The 21091-nt window shown below is 45.0% G+C and carries 20 protein-coding genes; 5 read left to right on the top strand and 15 right to left on the bottom strand.

Annotation, left to right across the window (positions count from 1 at the left end; genetic code table 11):
- Positions 1-139 precede the first annotated feature (139 nt).
- Complete coding sequence (locus tag LQZ07_RS01690) at positions 140-1225, bottom strand: mechanosensitive ion channel family protein (RefSeq protein ID WP_016399759.1); 1086 nt, start codon at positions 1223-1225, stop codon at positions 140-142.
- Between the two features lie 397 nt (positions 1226-1622).
- On the bottom strand, positions 1623-3656 hold the full coding sequence (gene prlC, locus LQZ07_RS01685) for an oligopeptidase A (RefSeq protein WP_152783598.1): 2034 nt from the start codon (positions 3654-3656) through the stop codon (positions 1623-1625).
- Positions 3657-4108: 452 nt separating this feature from the next.
- On the opposite strand from prlC, the gene LQZ07_RS01675 reads away from it, so the two are divergent.
- The 3 genes from LQZ07_RS01675 (at position 4109) to gltS (ending at position 8932) form a co-directional block, all read left to right on the top strand.
- The gene (locus LQZ07_RS01675) at positions 4109-6112 is read left to right on the top strand and encodes an ATP-binding protein (RefSeq protein WP_016399761.1); all 2004 of its coding nucleotides are present in this window, start codon (positions 4109-4111) and stop codon (positions 6110-6112) included.
- 61 nt (positions 6113-6173) lie between these two features.
- Positions 6174-7523 (top strand): glutathione-disulfide reductase, encoded by a 1350-nt coding sequence (gene gorA / locus LQZ07_RS01670; RefSeq protein ID WP_152783600.1) that lies wholly within the window; start codon positions 6174-6176, stop codon positions 7521-7523.
- A 185-nt stretch (positions 7524-7708) separates the two neighbouring features.
- Positions 7709-8932 carry a sodium/glutamate symporter gene (gene gltS / locus LQZ07_RS01665; protein WP_152783602.1) on the top strand — a complete coding sequence of 408 codons (1224 nt, stop codon included), beginning with the start codon at positions 7709-7711 and terminating at the stop codon, positions 8930-8932.
- 62 nt (positions 8933-8994) lie between these two features.
- Here the strand turns inward: gltS and LQZ07_RS01660 are convergent, their stop codons facing one another.
- The 3 genes from LQZ07_RS01660 to LQZ07_RS01650 all read right to left on the bottom strand — a co-directional run bounded on the left by LQZ07_RS01660 (position 8995) and on the right by LQZ07_RS01650 (position 11993).
- The gene (locus LQZ07_RS01660; protein ID WP_152783604.1) at positions 8995-9762 is read right to left on the bottom strand and encodes a hypothetical protein; all 768 of its coding nucleotides are present in this window, start codon (positions 9760-9762) and stop codon (positions 8995-8997) included.
- A 311-nt stretch (positions 9763-10073) separates the two neighbouring features.
- Entirely contained in the window at positions 10074-11198 is a 1125-nt protein-coding gene (locus LQZ07_RS01655; protein WP_152783606.1) for a M14-type cytosolic carboxypeptidase, read from the bottom strand.
- 105 nt (positions 11199-11303) lie between these two features.
- Complete coding sequence (locus tag LQZ07_RS01650) at positions 11304-11993, bottom strand: hypothetical protein (protein ID WP_152783608.1); 690 nt, start codon at positions 11991-11993, stop codon at positions 11304-11306.
- Between the two features lie 236 nt (positions 11994-12229).
- On the opposite strand from LQZ07_RS01650, the gene ylqF reads away from it, so the two are divergent.
- Positions 12230-13174, top strand: coding sequence for a ribosome biogenesis GTPase YlqF (gene ylqF / locus LQZ07_RS01645; RefSeq protein ID WP_152783610.1), 945 nt, complete (start codon positions 12230-12232; stop codon positions 13172-13174).
- A gap of 78 nt (positions 13175-13252) precedes the next feature.
- Here the strand turns inward: ylqF and LQZ07_RS01640 are convergent, their stop codons facing one another.
- From LQZ07_RS01640 to nudE, 3 genes are all read right to left on the bottom strand, one after another.
- Positions 13253-13660, bottom strand: a complete 408-nt coding sequence (locus LQZ07_RS01640) for a cytochrome c5 family protein (protein ID WP_249483460.1) — start codon at positions 13658-13660, stop codon at positions 13253-13255.
- 185 nt (positions 13661-13845) lie between these two features.
- Complete coding sequence (cysQ, locus tag LQZ07_RS01635; RefSeq protein WP_152783613.1) at positions 13846-14661, bottom strand: 3'(2'),5'-bisphosphate nucleotidase CysQ; 816 nt, start codon at positions 14659-14661, stop codon at positions 13846-13848.
- Between the two features lie 16 nt (positions 14662-14677).
- Positions 14678-15229: an ADP compounds hydrolase NudE gene (gene nudE / locus LQZ07_RS01630; RefSeq protein WP_152783615.1), complete on the bottom strand. Its 552-nt coding sequence runs from the start codon at positions 15227-15229 to the stop codon at positions 14678-14680.
- Between the two features lie 75 nt (positions 15230-15304).
- Here nudE and yrfG point away from each other — a divergent pair, with 75 nt between their 5' ends.
- A complete protein-coding gene (gene yrfG / locus LQZ07_RS01625; RefSeq protein WP_152783617.1) occupies positions 15305-15967 on the top strand; it encodes a GMP/IMP nucleotidase in 663 nt (220 codons plus the stop codon).
- Between the two features lie 47 nt (positions 15968-16014).
- Here the strand turns inward: yrfG and LQZ07_RS01620 are convergent, their stop codons facing one another.
- The 7 genes from LQZ07_RS01620 to gspH are packed head-to-tail and all read right to left on the bottom strand — an operon-like array spanning position 16015 to position 21087.
- Positions 16015-16770 (bottom strand): type II secretion system protein N, encoded by a 756-nt coding sequence (locus LQZ07_RS01620; RefSeq protein ID WP_152783619.1) that lies wholly within the window; start codon positions 16768-16770, stop codon positions 16015-16017.
- Positions 16767-17237, bottom strand: coding sequence for a type II secretion system protein GspM (gene gspM, locus LQZ07_RS01615; protein WP_152783621.1), 471 nt, complete (start codon positions 17235-17237; stop codon positions 16767-16769). Before gspM ends, LQZ07_RS01620 begins: the two co-directional genes overlap by 4 nt.
- Positions 17234-18436 (bottom strand): type II secretion system protein GspL, encoded by a 1203-nt coding sequence (gspL, locus tag LQZ07_RS01610; protein ID WP_152783623.1) that lies wholly within the window; start codon positions 18434-18436, stop codon positions 17234-17236. The genes gspM and gspL overlap by 4 nt, the downstream gene beginning before the upstream one ends.
- Positions 18433-19422 (bottom strand): type II secretion system minor pseudopilin GspK, encoded by a 990-nt coding sequence (gene gspK, locus LQZ07_RS01605; RefSeq protein ID WP_152783625.1) that lies wholly within the window; start codon positions 19420-19422, stop codon positions 18433-18435. Before gspK ends, gspL begins: the two co-directional genes overlap by 4 nt.
- Positions 19422-20141 carry a type II secretion system minor pseudopilin GspJ gene (gspJ, locus tag LQZ07_RS01600; protein ID WP_016399777.1) on the bottom strand — a complete coding sequence of 240 codons (720 nt, stop codon included), beginning with the start codon at positions 20139-20141 and terminating at the stop codon, positions 19422-19424. Before gspJ ends, gspK begins: the two co-directional genes overlap by 1 nt.
- Positions 20141-20503, bottom strand: coding sequence for a type II secretion system minor pseudopilin GspI (gene gspI / locus LQZ07_RS01595; protein WP_040306579.1), 363 nt, complete (start codon positions 20501-20503; stop codon positions 20141-20143). Before gspI ends, gspJ begins: the two co-directional genes overlap by 1 nt.
- Positions 20500-21087, bottom strand: coding sequence for a type II secretion system minor pseudopilin GspH (gene gspH / locus LQZ07_RS01590; RefSeq protein ID WP_152783627.1), 588 nt, complete (start codon positions 21085-21087; stop codon positions 20500-20502). The genes gspI and gspH overlap by 4 nt, the downstream gene beginning before the upstream one ends.
- Positions 21088-21091: the final 4 nt, after the last annotated feature.

Below are 21091 nucleotides of genomic sequence, written 5' to 3'. Positions count from 1 at the left end.
CCTAAAGCCATAAGAATAGGCTGAAATCACCAGTAAGTTTTTGAGGTTTTACGCTTAAACAAAGAATAAATATGCAGGGGTTAATAGACGAATATAAGGTTTAGCAGAAACAGCAAAGCTGCCGTTTCTGCTCTTTTGATTATGCTTCTATATCTGCTGGGCTAGGGTTTAAATGAAGAGTACGAGTAGGGAAGGCAAACTCGGCACCATTAGCTTCCACAATCTCTACGATCTTATTCAAGACATCTTGCTTCACTTCGTGATATTTCACCCAGTTGGTGGTTTTAGTAAAGGTGTAGATAAAGAAATCCAGTGACGAAGCATTAAAGCTATCAAAATTTACCATCAAGGTTTGGCTGGTATCTATCTCGGGATGATTACGTAGCATTTGCTCTACTTCTGCCACCACCTTACTCATCTTGCTCGCGTCATCATAACGAATACCAATGGTTTCTTTGATTCGCCGATGGCTCATTCGACTGGGGTTTTCTACGGCAATGCTAGAAAAAATGGAGTTAGGCACGTACAAAGGGCGTTTGTCGAAGGTGCGAATTTTAGTCACTCGCCAGCCTATGTTTTCAACCGTGCCTTCAATGCTGCGATCGGGCGAGCGGATCCAATCACCCACCTTAAAGGGTTTATCAAAGTAGACCAACAGAGCACCAAAAAAGTTAGCCAACAGATCTTTGGCGGCCATACCAACAATTAATCCGCCCATACCGCCAAAGGCTAATACGCCAGAAATACTAAAGCCTAACGTTTGAAACACCGCTAACAAAAACAAAATGATTACAGCAGCTCGGCATAACTTAGCCACTGCCTGCACGGTGGTTTTATCTTTACCCACCACTATCAGCTGCTCTTCGGCTCTGCGCACAAAGCGCATGGCTGCCCAAGCAAACATGAACACAACCATCACTTGGCGAATAATTGGAATGTAAGGCTTAAAGTCTGAATCCAAGGCATTGGCAAAGGCTACAGCCACTAGTGACAAGCCCACTACCGCAATCATCCAGTTAATCGGTTTCCAAAGTGAAAACCAGATAGCATCATCCCATACGGTTTTGGTTTTCTCGGTTAGGCGGCTCATGCGTGAGGCTAAAATACGCCAAACCAAAAAGGCCACCAGAGTGATGCTTAACACGACAAATACATCGAATAACCAATTAGACGTGGCTAGTTGAGCTTGCTCCTGCTCTAACCACTGGGCAAATTCTTCAAACATTAATCCATCTCTTTGTTCAATAACTAGGGGCTGTTTATCTTTCGCGGTTAATTTTTGTTCGCGAAAAAATCTTTTTAGGCGCGGCAAGGCGAGTGTAGCCTAGCATTCTAGGTAAATTCGCCTTAAAAAAGCATAAAACAATTTTAGCCGAACCCTTCGGGCAGCATTTGTGGCTTATTTCTACTTCGTTATCAGCTTCTCATGTAGGCTCACTACACGTTAAAGCTTCTGCCTTGTATTAATAAGCCACAAATTGCAGCAAAAATCAGCTCGAAAGATAAACAGCACTTAGACAAGCTTAACTCAACATCCACCGGTTGTTGCTAACAGTTTGGCCAAGTTTACATAAACAAAACGCGGCTTTAGCCGCGTTTTAATTGATCTTTTACCCGCAAAGTTAGGCGGCAATACCAGAGTGACGCAACAAGGCATCAACTTTCGGCTCACGCCCCCTAAAGGCTTTAAACAGCTCCATAGGTTCTTGCGAGCCACCTTTCTCAAGAATATTGCTCAAGAAGTGCGAGCCAGTTTCAGGGTTAAAAATACCCTCGTCCTCAAATTTAGAGAAGGCATCTGCCGACAATACTTCAGCCCATTTGTAGCTGTAGTAGCCTGCACTGTAGCCACCAGCAAAAATATGGCTAAAGCTGTTCTGAAAACGGTTAAAGCTAGGTGGCTTAATTACCGATACTTGTGCACGCACTTCGTTTAATAGATCTAATACACTACGGCCATTGGCTGGCTCGTGGTGTAAGCGGAAGTCAAATAACGAAAACTCTAATTGGCGCACCATAGTCATCGCCGATTGGAAGTTGCGAGCCGCTAACATTTTGTCTAACAAAGCTTGTGGCAGTGGCTCACCCGTTTCGTAGTGGCCAGAAATAAAGGCCAAAGCATCACTTTGCCAACACCAGTTTTCTAAAAACTGGCTAGGTAGCTCTACAGCGTCCCAAGCCACACCGTTTATGCCAGACACCGCAGCTTCGTCCACTTTGGTAAGCATGTGGTGAATACCGTGGCCAAACTCATGGAACAAGGTAATCACTTCATCATGAGTGAATAGCGCTGGTTTATCACCTACCGGTTTATTGAAGTTACAGGTTAAGTAAGCAACAGGTTTAATCAGCTCACCCTTGGCGTCGACACGGCGGTCAATACAACCATCCATCCAAGCGCCGCCGCGTTTATGTTCGCGGGCATATAAATCTAGATAGAACGAGCCGCGCAGCTCTCCACTTTGATCGCTAATTTCAAAAAAGCGTACGTCAGAATGCCAAGTATCTACGTTTTGCTTCTCGCTTACCTCAACCTTAAATAGGCGTTTAACCACTTCGAACAAACCGCCAAGTACCTTGTCTTCTGGGAAGTAAGGGCGTAACTGTTCATCAGAAATAGCATAAGTATGTTGTTTTAGTTTCTCAGAGTAATAGGCCATGTCCCAAGCCGCTATGTCAGATACCTGATGCTGCTCTTTGGCAAAGGCTTCTAGCTCGGCTAACTCGCGCTCAGCTTGCGGTTTAGAGCGCGCAGCAAGGTCATTTAAAAAACCTAAAACTTGAGAGGGTGACTCTGCCATTTTAGTGGCTAACGATTTATCGGCGTAACTATCAAAACCCAGCAGTTTTGCTAGCTCGCTACGCAGCTCTAGTTCTTCATCAATAATCGCGGTGTTATCGAACTTTTCATCGGTACTTGCTTGCTCCGAGGCGCGGGTGCTAAAAGCGCGGTACATTTCTTCACGCAGCTCACGCTTGTCGGCATAGGTCATCACCGGCAAGTAACTTGGAAACTCTAAGGTTAGTAAGTAGCCATCAAGTTCTTTGGCTTCTGCGGCTTGTTTAGCGGCAGCTAAAGCAGACTCTGGCAGACCGGCGAGATCATTTACATCGGTAATCTGTTTTTGCCAAGCTAAAGTGGCATCCAATACATTATTAGAAAACTGCGAAGATAGCTCAGACAAGCGCTTCACAATCTCACCATAACGGCTTTGCTGCTCGGCTTCTAAACCAATGCCCGACAATTCAAAGTCACGTAATGCGTCACTAATCGATTTTTGCTGGGCTAGATTATAACTGGCGAAGGCGTCGCTATCGGCGAGTTGTTTGTAGGCTTGATACAAACCTTTATGTTGGCCAACAAAGGTGCTGTATTCAGACAATAGCGGTAAACAAGCTTCATAAGCTTCGCGCAACTCTTGGCTATTTACCACCGAGTTACAGTGGCTCACTGGTGACCACAAACGGCTTAAGCGGTCATTCACTTCATCCAAGGGCAAGATAAAGTTTTGCCAGGTTGGCGTAGCGTGCTTAAGCACCTCGTCAATGGTGGTGCGGCATTCCTCAATCACTTGCTCTACTGCAGGCTGCACATGTTCAGGTTTAATTTTGCTAAACGGAGGTAATCCAGGTAAATCAAGTAAAGGGTTACTCATAGGGGATCCTTAAAGATTGAGAAATGTCAGGGTCTGTTGACCTTTCGCGGTTAAATTTTGTTCGAGATCAAATCGTTTTAGGCGCGGCAAGGCGTGTGTCGCCTAGTTGTTCTAGGTAAATACGCCTTAACAAAGCATAAAACGATTTTAGCCGAACCCTTCGGGCAGCGTTTGTGGATTATTTCTACTGCGTTATCGGCTTCTCCTGTAGGCAAGCTACACATCAAAGCCTCTGCCTTGTATAAATAATCCACAACAGCTGCAAAAATCAGCTCGAAAGATCAACAAACCCTAGCTATGAATAGATTAATCTGGGGCTAAAAATTTGTAAATCAACCCACGTTTAGTGATTTGGACAGTTTACATAGCTTTGAATTAGACTATGATTTCCTTAGGGATTATTTTGGTTTCTTGGTTTATCAATAACCTAGACCAACAGGACTCATCGATTAATGGACAATAATAACAATACTCCAAGAGTTGAAAACTCAGGGCTGTGGCAAAAACTAGCCTTAAATAAAGGCACTAACAGCCTATCATTACGGATGCTGTCCTACATCCTTATCTGTTCTACCCTGCTTGCTCTTATCATCACTCTTATCCAACTTCGCTACGACTACAAACAAGACGTTCAAGTTATCGAAGAAAGCATTGATCAAATTGAAGTAAGTTTTTTGCAACCCATCGCCGCCAGTTTGTGGAACTTAGACGAAGAGCAAGTTGAGGTACAAATTGAGGGCATTATGAATTTGCCCAATATGCAGTATGTGTTGGTAAAAGAAATCTTGGGATCTTCTGAAGTGCCTTTGCTAGCACGCGGCCGCTCTGCTGACCGTTACGACTTATCCCAAGAATTTGAGCTTATCTATCAAGGTGAAATGGTAGGTAAGCTGTTTGTGGCAGCCTCACTAGAGCAGGTTTATGAGCGCTTGTGGCAAAAAGCCATGCTGATCTTAATCAGCCAAACCGTGAAAACCTTAGTGGTTTCTATTGGTATTTTGTTCATCATTTATTACGTGATTGTGCGCCACCTAAATACCATTGTGGAGTACACCCGCAACCTTGACCTAGATAACTTAGGCGCACCGTTAAAAATTGATACTGGCAATAAAACGCGTAACGATGAGTTAGGAGAACTGGTTAATACCCTTAACCAAATGACCCAAAAGATCGACCACGAATTTGATCAAAAACTCAAAGCTACTGAACAGCTGGCACATGAGCGTGATTTCTCTGCAACGGTAATTAACGCGAGTAACGCGGTTATTGTCACCCTTGATAATCAGCTTAATGTGCTCACCGCTAACCCTGCTGGGGTAATGCTCACCGGATTCCACCAAGAAGAATTAGAAGGGCAAAATTGGCTAAGCGTATTTATTGATAATGACATGCGCGAGAAAATTGAAACCGATTTGCGCCAGCTGCGGGTTATTCAAGACCAAGAATTAACTCTTACGGATCAAGCCAACAATCAATACACCCTACTGTGGACCTTTGTGCCTTTTTACGAGGGCAACCATGTATCACGAATGATTGCCTTTGGTTACGACGTAACCCCTCTAAAACGCGTTGAGAAAGAGATTAAAGAGCTCAACGATGAGCTAGAGCAAAAAGTGCAATCTCGTACCGAGCGACTAGAAGAAAGTAACCTGCAATTAGCCAGTGCCTTCGACAAGCTTAAAAACGCTCAGCAATCTCTGGTTGAAGCCGAAAAAATGGCATCATTGGGTGGCTTAGTGGCTGGCGTAGCCCACGAGATTAATACGCCAATTGGTATTAGTGTAACAGCCGCCTCTTACTTGCAAGAGCAAGGTAACCAGCTAGAGAAGAATATTGAGAGCGGAAAACTAAGCCGCAAGTTTATGGAAGAGTTAATTCAAAACCTCAACCAATCTACCGAATTACTACTAAACAATTTACGCCGTGCTTCTGACCTTATCAGCAGCTTCAAACAAGTGGCGGTAGACCAAAGCTCCGAGGCTTGTTACACCTTTAACCTTAACGAAAATGTTAACCAAGTAATCACTTCCTTAGGCCACAAAATTAGACGTTCGGGCTGTGAGATAGTCGTTGATTGTGATGACGACTTAGAGCTTTACAGCTTCCCTGGGAGCTTTACTCAAATCTATTCCAACTTGATTTTAAACTCGGTTAAACACGGCTTTGAAGGCTGGGAAGGTGATAAACGTATAGACATTTCTATTCACCGAGAAGACGACCAACTGCATATCGACTACCGTGACTCGGGACGCGGCGTAGATAGCAACATTGCTCAGAGAATTTTTGACCCCTTTGTCACCTCAAAACGAGGCCAAGGCGGCAGTGGTTTAGGCACACACATTGTCTACAACCTAGTGGTTCAGCTACTTAAAGGGCACATTGCTTTTGACAGCAAACCTGATGAAGGGGTGCACTTTTCTATCCGCTTACCTTACCAAGCGCAAAAAGCTGATTAACATCTGTCTTTAGTACAGGCTATACTGCTGCAAGTTTTCGGCCCCTATTCGGAGTACCTTAATGAGAGAATTCGACTACCTATGCATTGGTGCAGGCAGTGGCGGTATCGCCTCGGCAAATCGTGCCTCTATGTACGGACAAAAAGTTGCCTTAGTTGAAGCCCGCCACGTTGGCGGCACCTGTGTAAATGTGGGTTGTGTACCCAAAAAAGCCATGTGGTTCGGCGCTCAAGTTGCAGAAGCCATTCACCGCTACGCTCCAGACTATGGCTTTGATGTTCAGGTAAATAAGTTCGATTGGTCTACGCTAGTGGCAAGCCGCGAAGCCTACATTAAGCGTATCCATGGCTCTTATGACCGCGTGTTAGGCAATAATGGCGTGACCGTTATCAACGGCTTTGCCAAGTTTGTCGACGCTAATACTGTTGAAGTAAACGGCGAACAAATCCGCGCAAAACACATTCTTATTGCTACCGGTGGCCGCCCGACGATTCCTAGTATTCCAGGCGCCGAGCTAGGCATTGATTCCGATGGTTTCTTTGCTCTTACCGAGCAACCCAAGCGAGTATTGGTGCTAGGTGCTGGTTATATCGCGGTTGAGCTCGCTGGCGTATTGCACTCGCTAGGCAGCGAAACGCATTTAGCCGTTCGCAAGCATGCTCCACTGCGTAACTTTGATCCTATGCTAAGCGAAACCTTAGTAGAGATAATGGCCGAAGACGGGCCAACATTACATACCAATAGCACTCCTAAATCCATTGAAAAACAAGCTGATGACAGCCTAGTTGTTAGCTTTAAAAATGGTAATAGCTTGCAAGTAGATAGCGTAATTTGGGCAATTGGCCGTGAACCCGCCAATGACAAAATTAACCTAGAAGGCATTGGTGTTGAAACCGATGACTACGGTTACATTAAGGTTGATGAGTACTCAAATACCAACGTCGCTGGGGTTTATGCAGTGGGCGACAACATAGGTAAGGTTGAGTTGACTCCTGTTGCGGTAAAAGCCGGCCGTTTATTGTCTGAGCGTTTATTCAATGGCCAGACCAACGCAAAAATGGATTATGACTTAATTCCTACCGTAGTATTCAGTCACCCAGCCATTGGTACCATTGGTTTAACCGAGCCGGAAGCTATTGCTCAATACGGTGAAGATAACGTGAAAGTGTATAACTCTAGCTTTGGAGCCATGTACACCGCCGTTACCCAACACCGCCAAGTAACCAAGATGAAACTAGTCTGTGCTGGCGACGAGCAAAAAGTAGTAGGCCTTCACGGCATTGGCTTAGGCATGGATGAGATCTTACAGGGCTTTGGTGTAGCCATGAAAATGGGCGCAACTAAGGCTGATTTTGACGCTTGTGTCGCGATTCACCCCACTAGCGCAGAAGAGTTTGTAACTCTTCGCTAGTACATAAAAGGCTAAGCATAATAATGCTTAGCCTTATTTTTGCCGCTGATTTGTTCTGAACCCTCGCTTTAGCCTTCCGATTTACCTTAATCCTTCAGCAATTGTTAACAATAAAATCCTCACACATAGCAAACCGCCAACTACACTAAATAAATAGGTCGATTTCTTTGTAAGGCTTTGAATGTATGGACACTGTTTATTCAGTTGGAGAACTGGAATCTTTTCTTGTGGCCCTTACCGTATTGTTTATCGGGCGCATTATTTGCCACTATGTGGCCATCCTTAAAAAGTACAACATTCCAGAGCCAATTGTGGGCGGCTTAGTGGTAGCCATTGTAATAACTGTACTTAAAATGCGCGGTATTGAGCTTAGTTTTGCGCTGCCCTTGCAAGACACCCTAATGCTAATGTTCTTCGCAACCATTGGCCTCGCCGCCAACTACAAATTATTGATTAAAGGCGGCAGGAAAGTCTTTGTTTTCTTGGCAATTGCTTCACTGTATATCGTGCTGCAAAACGGCTTAGGTGTAGTACTAGCCACTTTGCTAGGTTTAGAGCCTATGATGGGTTTGTTCGCCGGTTCAATTACGCTCTCAGGCGGGCACGGAACAGGGGCTGCATGGTCCCAGATCTTTGCCGATGAATACAATATTCAAACCTTAGAGTTTGCCATGGCCACCGCTACATTTGGATTAGTGATGGGCGGAATTATCGGTGGCCCTGTTGGTCAACGGCTAATTAACAAAAAAAACCTAGAGTCCCCCTTTTCTAAGGGAAAAAGCCATCACAAAACCCACCCTGATTTAGTCACTTATAGCCGCAAAGAAGAAGATTTAGTTACCCCAACATCAGTGATCGAAGTGCTATTTTTGTTACTGGTTTGCGTGGTAATGGCCAAGATAGCCAAAGGTCTGGAAACCGAACTTGCCCTCTCTTGGCTGAAAATGCCTGATTTTGTATACGCTTTATTTTTTGGGGTACTGATAGCCAACGCCAGCGAGTTTAGTGGCCGCTATGAAATTAACCACGAATGCGTCGACTTACTTGGCACTCTCTCTTTATCGCTGTTTTTGTCGATGGCTTTAATGAGCTTAAGGCTCTGGGAGATTTTTGATTTAGCCTTACCACTACTGATTATCTTGCTCTGCCAAACCATTATGATCGCGCTGTTTGCTAGCTATGTTAGCTATCGGTTTATGGGAGGAGGTTATGACTCTGCAGTAATTGCTGGCGGGCATTGTGGCTTTGGCTTAGGTGCGACCCCTACGGCAGTGATGAACATGAGTGCGCTAGTGTCTCGCAATGGGCCTTCACCACCAGCATTTATGGTAGTGCCTATTGTCGGCGCTTTCTTCATCGACATTGTGAATCTGATCGTGCTACAAACTTATATTAGCTTTCTTAGCTAAGAAATTAGCCAAACAGGCAATAAAAAGGAGCTCTATTGAGCTCCTTTTTATTTTGATGTTTACTAGCTTGTTTTACGTCTAATCCACGCTAAACCCGCTAATGACAACAACGTAATAAGCAAGGTTTGCGGCTCTGCAACTGTGGCATTAATCACCTGCATGGAAGTACGCGCTAGCACCTCATCTTGCGGCCCAAAAGCGGTTAATACAAAATCAAATATACCTACTTCTGTAGAAACAAAATCGATAGGGGCAAACTCCATGTTCCATGAGTTTTGCGCCAAGTTATACACACTGAGAAAACTAGCGTAATTAGTTGGGTCTACCAAGCCTCCACCATTGCCAGTGCTGTTATCGCCTAAAGCGTTGTCAGAGTTCGATACATTGACCGGATCGAAGCCAATAAAGTTAGTGGCCGCGCTAGGGTCAAAATCAATTTCTAACAAATATGAAAGGCTATCTAAGGTGCCACCGCTACCATCAAAGTTGCTGTTTATCGACCATTCAAAATTCCAAATGGCGGTAGCCAGAGAACCCGGTGCAAAACCAAAGCCTGTAGGAGGTGCAATGTTGTCGAATTGGTAAGTACCATCACCGTTGCTATTAAAAATATTCTGCGGGTTATTAAACTCGTCAAAACGTAGCTTTGCTCTTAAGCCCAACTCGATGCCATTTTGTCGATCAACAGTAAAAGCACCGTTAGCATTACCACTTCCAAATATCACATCGTTAGTTACGTTTTGGTCATACATCACTGTAGCTGTCGCCGTTTGCGTTAAAAGCAAAAGACCGAAGCCAATACTAACCATGCTTGTTTTTATTATTCTCATTTAGCACTCCATGCGGTTTGTTAGATGTTCTGTTACATGAGCTTTGCATGCATAAATTGCTCCCACGAAAGGAACTACATACTTTTCATGGAGTTAGATTTAACGTCATTATTTATTTACAAATCAAACAGTTATATTTGTATAGATATTTGACAAACATTAGATAGATGCTTAGTGAGCTTGCTCACAATTTGATGGCCTATCAATGAACAAAGCCGAGAAAAGATGATTGGTGTGATGATTTATCGCAAGTAAACAGTGTAAAAAAAGCCGACAAGCACCCAGCTACTAGCCAGGTGCTCATAGTCTATTTAAAGCTTGGCTAGAGTTTGCTTTATTGGGAATAATACATCGCAACCTAGCTGCATTGCGCGCTCCGGCGACCAGCCAAAGGCTTCGTCGGGCATGTCGGCATTGTCTTTAAAAGGCATTTCGATGGTGTAAGACAGGGTTTTAAACTGTTCGCCTAACCAAGCCGCCGCAATAGTTAAGTTAGCCTGTCCAGGCTCGTCTTTAGCATAACCATGGGTATCTTGAAAATCAGGAGATATTGCCATAAACGCCTCTTTAAAGGTGTCTTCGAGCAGTTTATGGCGCTCATTGTAAGAAGGAATACCTTCACATCCCGCTACAAAGTTATAGGGTAAATCTTCATCGCCATGAATATCTAAAAACAAATCTCCACCTAGCTCTAGCATCTTCTCTCTTACTAGAAACACTTCGGGGCTGCGCTCCATAGTAGGATTCTGCCATTCTCGGTTTAGATTAGCCCCCACGGCGTTGGTTCTTAAATGCCCACGAACCGAACCATCGGGGTTCATATTAGGCACTACATAAAACACGGTGTCTTCTAATAGCTTCATTGCTAGGGGATTGTCTTGGTCCAGCAAGTTGCCTAACAAGCCTTCAACAAACCATTCGGCCATGGTTTCCCCCGGGTGCTGGCGGGCTATCACCCAGACTTTATGTTTGGCGTTCTCAGCATCGCCTACACTAAGCAAACTCATATCTCGGCCATCTAAGGTTTGCCCTAAGGTTGTGAGATTTACCCGATAATCCTGCTGCATGGTATGCAGTAGATCCTGATGGCGCTCATAGCTGTAGGGCGCGAAGTAGGCAAAATAGACGCTAGGCTGCTCCAATAGCAAAGAGAAGTGCAATTGCTCGCCATCAAAGTCGGTATCAATTCTAAACCACTCTTCACGATCGTAAGAGGCGACAACTTGATAGCCTTGCCAGCCTTTAGCGTAGGCAGATTGGCCCGCGTTGAGCAGAGAAAAACGATATTGTTTCTCCAACGGCCCTTCAAAACGAAAGTGAAACCATTGGAAAAACTCCGATTGATTATCGTGTTTTATCTCTAGTTGAATATTTTGAGGATCATTGAGCTCTACAACACGAATATTGCCACTATCAAATTTATCGCTGATATACATACTTGCCCTCACAGCAAAGTTAATCGATTTGCTGGCAGTATAGCGCTTAATAGGCAACAAAAAAGGAGCATTAAGCTCCTCTTATTAACTCGGCCAGCTAACGGCCTATTCTTCAGTCAGTTCAACAATTCTAAAGTAACGAACATCTAGATTTTTATCTAGATTGATAGTGCTTTCCACAGTTAAAGACTCACCTTGCTTCGGAGGCACTTCTCCAAAATCAATAGTATGTTGGAAAACTTGCTGACCAGTTTGATCAATAAGCACCAATGCTAAAGCCTGCTCAAGGGGGCCCTCGGCCAATAACTGATAACTAATGGCCATTTTTTTACCCATATCGTCAGAGGCTTCAAAAAAAGCTGAGCGTATATTGCTTTGGTCAGTAGCGATTAGCGTATTAAAAGCGAAAATTCGTAGCTCTGGATGATTCTCTTTATTCAGATCAAAATTGTTACGGCGCTCTATCAACAAGGCTTCCTTGAGCTGACGGTTTTGATCTTCAATGATTTTGAGCTCGGCCAAGCTATCGTCATAATGATTTTTCACTTCATTGTAAGTGGGTAACACTGCCATCAAAGAGAATACAGCACTAAAACTCACAATGCCTAAACCAAGGCTAATCCAACGATAGCGGCGAAGGTGTTTGTAGCCTTTTTTATAATGCTTATGACGAGCTTTATGATGCTCATAGCGAGCTTGTAAGCTGATGCCAGAACGATGATTGGCAGATGTTTGCTGCTCCACCGGCTGCTGAGGTTCCAAATCAATATCACTAGGTAGTTCACTGCTAGACATTATCTCTTCCCTAAGATTGTCCTTTTACACTGCTAGCGATAACAAACCAGCAGTTGAATTAATCGATGCTAAAACCATAGCAGCTAGTTGCAAAGAATACTGAAAGATTTTTTCTATCTGCTTAATAAATGTACTGAAATAGAGCCATATGAACTAATAGTTCGATCACAAAGCGCTACACTTTAACAATTTAGCAAGTACAATGAGCGCCAATTACGCAGTTGAGGTGGGATAAAATGGCTATTCAATGGTATCCAGGGCATATGCACAAGGCCCAAAAACAAATTAAAGAAGTGATGCCTAAAATCGATTTAATCATCGAAGTATTGGATGCGCGTATTCCCTACAGCAGCGAGAACCCAATGGTAGCTAGCTTGCGTGGAGACAAGCCTTGTATAAAGGTTCTGAATAAAAGCGACCTAGCCGACCCAAAAACTACTGCCCTTTGGCAAGAATACTTTGAACAAGAGCAAGGTGTAAAAGCGATCCCTCTTTGCACTATTCAAGGTAGTCAAACCCAAGACTTACTTAAGCTGTGCCGAAGCATGTTGCCTAACAAAGGCGGCGTAGATAAACCTATTCACACCATGATATGTGGTATTCCTAACGTTGGTAAGTCTACCTTAATTAATGCCTTAGCAGGCCGCCAAATAGCCAAAACCGGCAACGAGCCAGCGGTAACTAAGGCGCAACAGCGGATCCGCTTAGATGGCAATATTATCCTCTCGGATACGCCTGGTATTTTGTGGCCAAAGTTCGATAACGTAGCCAGTGGTTACCGCTTAGCGGCCACCGGTGCAGTTAAAGACACCGCTATGGAATACGATGACGTTGCCGCTTTCGCTTGTGAGTACTTGCTACAAGCCTACCCAGAGCAGCTTAAGGCACGTTACAAACTCGAAGAATTACCAGAATCTGAAGTTGTATTAATGGAAGAGATTGGTCGTAAACGAGGCTGTTTAGTGCGCGGCGGACAAGTCGATTATGTTAAAGCGGCCACCATTATTCTTAATGAACTACGCGATGCCACTATTGGTCGTATCACCTTAGAAACACCTGAAATGGTTGCAGTAGAGAAAGTAGAAACCGCTAAAATTGTGGCAGAAAAAGAAGAGCGTAAAAAGATGGTGGAAGAGTTACAAAAGGCTAAGAAACGCCAACGCCGCAGAAAAAACAGTTAAGCACTTCAGCGGCTATCATTTTGCAGTACAAACAAAAACACCACGCGATGCGTGGTGTTTTTTGATTTAAGCGTTCGCTTACTCAATCATGTAAGCAATAGCCGCTTTAATTTCATCTTCACTACAGTCGCCACAAGTACCTTTTGCTGGCATTGCGTTAAAGCCCTTCCAAGCATGGTCGAACATAGTTTGATCGCCTTGGGCAATACGTGGTGCCCAAGCAGCGCTGTCGCCTTTCATCGGTGCGCCCGCAGCGCCAGTACTGTGACAGGCAGTACAGAAAGTGTTGTATACCGCGTCGCCAGCACGAGGACCGCTTGAAGCAGCAGGTGCTTTGGCAACTTCTAACTCGCCATCGAGATAAACTTCACCCACTGGCTTAATACGCTCGGCAATCGCCTCATCAGACATATCAGCCGCAAAAGCATTCGGCACAATTGTTAAGCAAATAGATAGTACCAGTGTTTTCCAGTTCAAAAGCTTCACCCTTATCTCTCCTCATCGTGCCTACTGACCGCAGTATTAGGCATCCTTGTCATTATTGGCAAAATTATACCCGCTATTACCTTGAGGTTAAACCATTGTAAAAACGAATATTAGCCAGATGTGTCCGAGTTGTTAGCTAAACGAGTTTAAAGCGGCCAAGGCTTGCTAGTTTAGCTTTGTGCCCACTAACTGGGATTTTTTAATATGTCGCGCCACGGTAATAGTGGATCGCCCAAAGAGATAAAGTTAGGGTTTTCTAAAGATTCTCTTTGGTTGTAGCTTAGCTCGCGTAGATGCAAATCTAACAAGGTGCCGCCTGCTTCTTGCAAAATAACCTGCGGAGCACCAGTATCCCACTCACCGGTTGGTCCTACCCGTATATAACAATCAGCTGCACCTTCTGCCACCATGCAACTTTTTAAACTGGCACTGCCTAGTGGGTACAACTTGTAATGATAGTTACAGTTTAATATTGCCTGCAGTAAAGCTGGACGCTGAACGCGGCTCGTCGCTACTCGAATATGCTCTGGCTTATCGGGGTAATGGCGACTTTTTATTGAAGTACGTGTACCGTTTTGCTCTTTAAAGGCGCCGTGGCCTTTTACCGCAGCATACAAGATTTGCACAATGGGTCCATACACCACGCCAAGCACTGGTTGGTTGTTTTGGACTAAGGCAATCTCGGTGGCAAAATCGCCACTACCAGAAACAAACTCCTGAGTACCATCAAGCGGGTCAACTAACCAATAACATTCCCAAGCTTCTCTGTCCGCTAAGCTAATATCGGCTTGTTCTTCAGATAAAATCGGGATCTCTGGGGTAAGCTTGCTAAGTGCGTCCATAATGAAATGATGCGCAGCATAATCCGCCGAGGTTACCGGCGTAGCATCATCTTTTACTTCGCTAACAAAATCACCTTCTTCATAGATTTTACGAATAATTTCGCCAGCACCACGAGCAATTTCAATCACCTCTGACAACACACTAGCAGGGTCTATCATCCTATATACTTCTCACCTAGTTCTGCTTTAACCATTTCTCAAGGAGTAACAATGACGCAACACTACGCGCTTCAGAAAAGGCCGGATTTGCGTACAAATTATCTATCTCATCAAGTGGTAGCTTTATCACTTCTAAGGGTTCTGGCTCATCGCCTTCCAACACACTGGGCTGCAAACCCTGCGCTACATACACCGACATATGACTAGAGAAATATCCCGGTGCTACCGATAACTCGGTGAGTAGTTGCAAATCTTGTGCTTTAAATCCCACTTCTTCTTGTAATTCGCGATTAGCGGCATCAATAGCAGCTTCACCACGATCGACCAAGCCTTTAACAAAGCCTAGTTCATAACGCTCTGTTCCGGCGGCATATTCACTAATTAGCAGCAGTTCATTTTGTTCGGTAATTGGCAATACCATTACCGCACCTTGCCCTGATCCCACTAAGCGTTCATAAATCCGTCGTTCGCCGTTGCTAAACTCGAGGTGTAATTCTTCAATTTTGAAGAAACGACTTTCGGCAGCAATGGCGCTGTCTAATAATCGAGGCGGATGATGCTTGCTCATCTATCTTCCTGCTATCATTAACTTAATGTCATTGTTACATTGCTGTTAGAAGCACTCAAGGATTAGCGACTAAGAATGTTTGACTGGACTAAAATCGATACCGTTTTATTAGATATGGATGGCACTTTATTAGATCTGCATTACGATAATTACTTCTGGATGCACTATCTGCCTATCTCCTTCGCCCACCAAAATAATCTGAGTTTAGATGAGGCGCGCGAACGTTTGTTCGCCGACTACGAAACCGTATCCGGCACTCTGGATTGGTATTGCTTCGATTATTGGAGCAATAAAACCAATATTGATATTCGCAACTTGAAAACAGAAGTTGAACATAAGATTCAGTGGCGAGACGACGTAAAACCCTTTTTAGAAGCACTAGCTACAACTGGGAAAAAACGGATATTGCTAACCAACTGCCACCCCGACGGGCTAACTACCAAAATTAAAGTAACCGGCCTAGATCAATACCTTGATACCTTGTTTAGTGCCCACCAGTTTGGTTATCCCAAAGAAGATCCCAAGCTTTGGCAGGCTTTAATAGAGCACCACCCCTTTGACCCAGAACGTACTTTGTTTATTGACGACAACGAGACCGTGCTCGACCAGGCCAATAAATTTGGTATTAAATATCTGTTGGGGATCAATAATCCAGACTCAAAACAAGCCAGTAAAGAATTTACCCACTTCCCGTCTATTAATGACTACCATCACTTTACTAAAGAGCTATTAGGCTAGCAGGATTAAGTAAACAAAAAAGCTAGCTCTAAGAGCTAGCTTTTACTTTAGCGAGGCAGGCGGCCCTGTTGCTTAAAGCGATAAAAGCCTTGGGGGTCGGGGCGGCCTATGTACTTAAGGTTACCACTTATGGTTTGGGGCATTTCCGCACCCGCTTTAATTTTGCCTTCGGCCAACCAATTAGGCTGTCCAACAGAGGCTAGCAATTCCAGCTCAAGCTGAGGGTCGCTATGGTTGAGCTGAATAGTAGGTTGACCTTCATTACAGCTTAGTTCCGCATTTGCGTTATCTAAGCGTAATTCACCTAATGGGGTACCAATTAACGGCCCTAGCCAAAGCAGCTGCCCGGCTAATTGCTCACACCAAGGGCTGCCTTGGCTGGCTTCGGCAAGGTTTAATTGAATATCACCCTCAATAGATAAGGGCAGCGGCATTGGCACCTGTTCAACCACCCAACTGGCAGGGGCTTCTAATTGCCAGTCTTTGGCATACCAACCGGAAAAGCTCAAACCTACTTGCCCTTCTCCATGTAGCTCTTGGCCAGTACCAAGCTGCACGTCAGCAGCGATTCGCCCCAACAACAAGGCGCTTGGTTTCAACTGCCAATTTACTTGGTTTAGGCTTAAGTTTGGCGTATCAACACTGATTAACTTGCCATTCCATATGCTGCCGCTGGGGTGATTAAGCGCAATGCCCTTTGGTAACGGTGCATAATTTAGTACCACAGCCAGGGGCGTGGTAGCTACCAAACTAACCAAATACACCAATATAAGTAATAGCGCTAAAGCGAGGTACTTCTTCATTCAGCTTTTCCTAAACGTAAACGTCGAACACCAACAATGCCTTCTTGTTTACCTTCATCTAAATCTACGTTTTCAACAATAATGCCATAGCGTTGGCTCAGCATTTTTAACCAAGTCATTAACTGATTAAACGGCACACTTTCAATCCACACCTCTACCTCATCACCTTTAGGTTGAATGCGGCTGATAGTAATGCGCTGCTGGCGAGCCGAACTACTCACGGCTTGGCTTACTTTTACTTCACTGCTAGTTTGTTGAGGACGACCATTAGCAATAATCACGGAGCCTTGTTGCTGGGCCCACTCTAAAGTTTGCTGCTGGCTAGCCAAGCGCTGTTTAGCTTGAGCGTTAGCACCGGCAATTGGTGACCAAATGCCCCAATACAAAACGGCTATCGCCACTAATACCGCGGCAGCCGTAACCAGGTTTTGTTCACGCTTATTTAAACTTTGCCACCACTGCTTCATGACGCGTTCCTTATGACTAAAGTGCCGACCACCGCACCCGCTTTGTTGCTCAAGGTACCTTGCTCACTCTCAAAAGGTTTAACCGACTGACGAAACTGCTCAAAGGTTTGGAAGTTTTTAGCTTGCGCCTGCAAGCGTATTTCACCCTTTTTATGGTCATAGCGCAGGCTAATCGGATTCAGATCTTTGTTTTTATCAAAAGCAGTAGACAGATGAATCATCATCTTCAAAAAGTCTTGCTCTGGGGGCTCGCCAATGCCTGCAAGTGCTTTACGAAAATCACTACGGATCCGGCTATCACGAACACGTGAAACTTCAGGAAATACCTTTTTGTAAACAGTTCGAATGTTTTCATCTACACTGGCTATTTGTTGTTCTGTTTTGTGGGTATCAATAAGCTGATAGGCTAAGGCCAATACAAAACACACTCCGGCGGCAATGGCCACTTTTCGCCATTGCAACCAAAGTTGAGCAAGAGGGTTAGCCGCAGCATACGGCCCTTGTAACAAATTAAGCTTGGCTTTTTTGGCACCATCACTTAATAGCTTCATCGGCAGTTCTGGTGCTCGTGCCTGCCATTCAACGGTATCATGTTCGAGCTTAGCAGCTGGGCTGTAATGCTGAATGACAAGTTCGGGATACTGCTTCGCGATAAGTGGGAAAGCAGTGGCTAACCACGCTTCATCTATGCTCATTACCCGGCCATCAAAGAAACGCAACAACCATTGTTGGTTAAGCTGAATGGCTGTCGCTTGGCCTTCTTCGGCTTCAGGTAAACATAGGGCATCAACACACCAGGTTTGGCTTTCTATGCCAGCAGCTTCAAGCATGTCTAGCCAGCTTTCCATTTGCTGATGGCTGACACAGGCAACATCAATGCTATCTTTGCCTTTTTCGAGCAAGCAAATATGTAGATTGTCGGGATCTTGTGCCAACTGCTCTTCGAGCATAAAAGGCGCAACCTGCTGCCATGAGCGCTGTGCCGACTTAGGTAAATCTAAGCGGTGCTGGCTAATATCACTGGCCGGAATTAATACGATAACTCGGCGCTGTTCAGCCTTTTCCTGGAGTAAACCTAACTCGGCGCTACTGGCCAACTCACCGGCAGCAATAAGCTCCTGCTCGCTGTCAGACCAAACCATCCAGTTGATAACTTCTTTGCCGGTGCTCGGCAGGCGAATGATGAGTTGTTCGTTCACAGTTGGTCTCCGTAAGAGCGTCTAATCACTTTAAGATCAGAAGTACCACTGCGCTGAATAACACTGGTCATTTGTGCTTGTCCTTGTTCATTTTCCACTAACAATTGCGCCTTAAAGTAGTTCGATTGCAAGGCCAATGTTTGCTGTAAACCCGGCTGGGTAAGCGGGATCCCCGCTAACGCTGGATGAGTCATCATCTCATCCAAGGTACGATACCCCTCATCGGGACGGTCATTCAAGACCTGCAGTGCGCCGGTGTTATCCAGATCAGGATAAAATAGCGCTTCTAAAAGTTGCGGCTGGTCGGCAGCTACAGTATTCACATTTACCGCTAACCCAGTTTCAGGTATCGCACAGATAAAAGGTGCAACCCGGCGATATATTCCTGCTGTAACACCATAAACCGCTCTAAACTCACTTTTATCTACCATCGGCATATTCGCTGGCAGGTAAGACGGGTTTAAACCTTCATATACACCGTCTTCTGCACCTTGTGGCAGCGGTATGGTATCTGCGTCAATCCAATCCCTAGTTGCATCAGTTATTTGCTCTGCGCTATAGGCATCAACACCAACCGCCACCAACAAGCCAATAAACTGATCAGCTACTTTAGGCGGTTGCCCGTCAGTTTTATTCGGCTGCCCTAGAGCATTTAGATTAAAACAGGCCTGCATATCAACAATGTGACCTTTAATCACCGAATCTTCAACCGGGAACACCATGCCTTCGGTGGCCCAATACTGGCCAAGGTGCACCCGGTCATCATCTTCTAAATCTTGCTTTATCACCTTTAAGGCAAAAGCTTCGGCGCCTGATAGCATCCAGTTTGAGCGCAACGAATGCTGTAAGTTAGTTGCTCTAGCTAAATCGAGTTGCAAGCGCTGACTAAACTGCGCAGCCACCACAACCATTACCGCCAAAATTAGCATTACAGTAAGCAGTGCTACACCACGTTGGCGCTGAGGGCAAGCATGAATATTCTGCATTATGAGCCATCCGGATCAGGTTGGCTGCCAGAGTTATTGTTGCCATTATTGGTGCCCGAATCACTACCACCTTGGTTGGTGTTACGATTGGCGTCTTCTTGGGCCTGGCTGGCAACCGCCGCGCGGCTGCCTTCGGGGCTTAGAAATACTCGGCGTAATTCACCATAATCTTTATGCCGCAAGGTCACTTCTACCGCACGCGGCAGTTGGTTACTATCTGACACCTGCTGGCTCCAACCACTGGAACCATGAAAACGGAAATTGAGTTCTTCAACATCGCTAAGCAACACCATCTCGCGTGGTTCGTAACCCACAACAGCATCGGGATGGTTGTAAAAGCGTTTAATCAGTTTTTCGTCTTTTAACAAATATGCCACGCGTTGCAGTTGTGAACGACGAATCACCGACTGCGGATTACGCCAGCCTAACACCAGCATTTCTATGCCCATGTCATCGCTTTCTAACAAATACTTCTCAGCTATGATTAAGGGGCGCTGTTCTTCGGTTTCATCTCTCACCGAACGCGGTGCCAGCTGAGTAAAATCGCGCTGCATAAAAAACATCGCGCGTTGCAAGGCTTGTAGGCTTTCGCCATGGCGCTGCGAAATCTCATCGCTACGCATAACCCCTTGCAATACTTGGTAAGCAGCCATAGTAAGCAAAGCAAAAATAACAATTGCCACCAGCATTTCTAATAAAGTAAAACCGCGCTGCTTCATCAACGGCTCACATAGCTGGTTATTTCGGCCAAGGCAGCTTTTTCCTCGGCATTGCGATAAACCGAAATAGTCACTGCCACAAAATTAGGATCGCCAGTGGCTACCCCTTGAGAGCGCCAATGCCAATCAGTATCGCCAAATTTGGTGGTTCCTTTTCGACTAGACGTGCCGGGCCAGGTCTTACTGAGCTTAAGCTCGGCCATTTGATTGTCGGCAATCCATAGGGCAAAGGTTTTATCTTGAATGTAAGATAAACTGCGCAAGTTTTCTGAGGCACTTTTCATAACAGCCGTACCAGCAATGGCTAGCACCGCTAAGGCCACCATCACTTCTAGTAAGGTCATACCCCGTTGCTTGTTCATTGCTCTTGATCTCGAGCTATGGTGAGCTGACCTAAATCATCACTGCTTACTTGCCAGCGATTAAGGCTATCTTCATAAGCAAACACCAGTTTAAAGGGCGTCACTTCGCCACTACTTAGCAGCAATACTTGCGGTACTATGGTTTGTTCAACTTCCTCGGTGATGAAGTCTTTTTCAAACAAACCATCACCTTCAAAACCTAAGGTTCCACTGCCATAACCTTGTTCTTCAAGCTCCACATTTTCTAGGCTTAACTCTAGAAAATACGGTTCTTCAAATACTTTTTCTTTAAAAATTCGGTCATTAAGTTTTACCCAGCGCTGTTTCTCCATCCGCACAAACTGGTACTTTTCGGCATCACTGTAAACGCCATAATCATAGCCAGTAAGCAGCGCCTGCTCTTGGGCATATTGAACAAGAGCGGCTAAACGCTTGGCTTGCTGCTCTACAATTTTTTGCTCGCTCGAACCCGATACTGACATAACAACCGAATAGATACCCATCGACATTAATAGCAATACCAAAATAACCTCCAGCAAGGTAAAACCTTGCTGGCGATTGCAATGAGCTAAGCGAGACCTCATCAAT

It is taken from the genome of Agarivorans sp. B2Z047 (genome assembly GCF_023373605.1).
Taxonomy (GTDB): Bacteria; Pseudomonadota; Gammaproteobacteria; order Enterobacterales; family Celerinatantimonadaceae; genus Agarivorans; species Agarivorans albus.
Note: the sequence above shows the minus strand (reverse complement) of the source record. Positions and strands in the feature narration are given on the sequence as shown.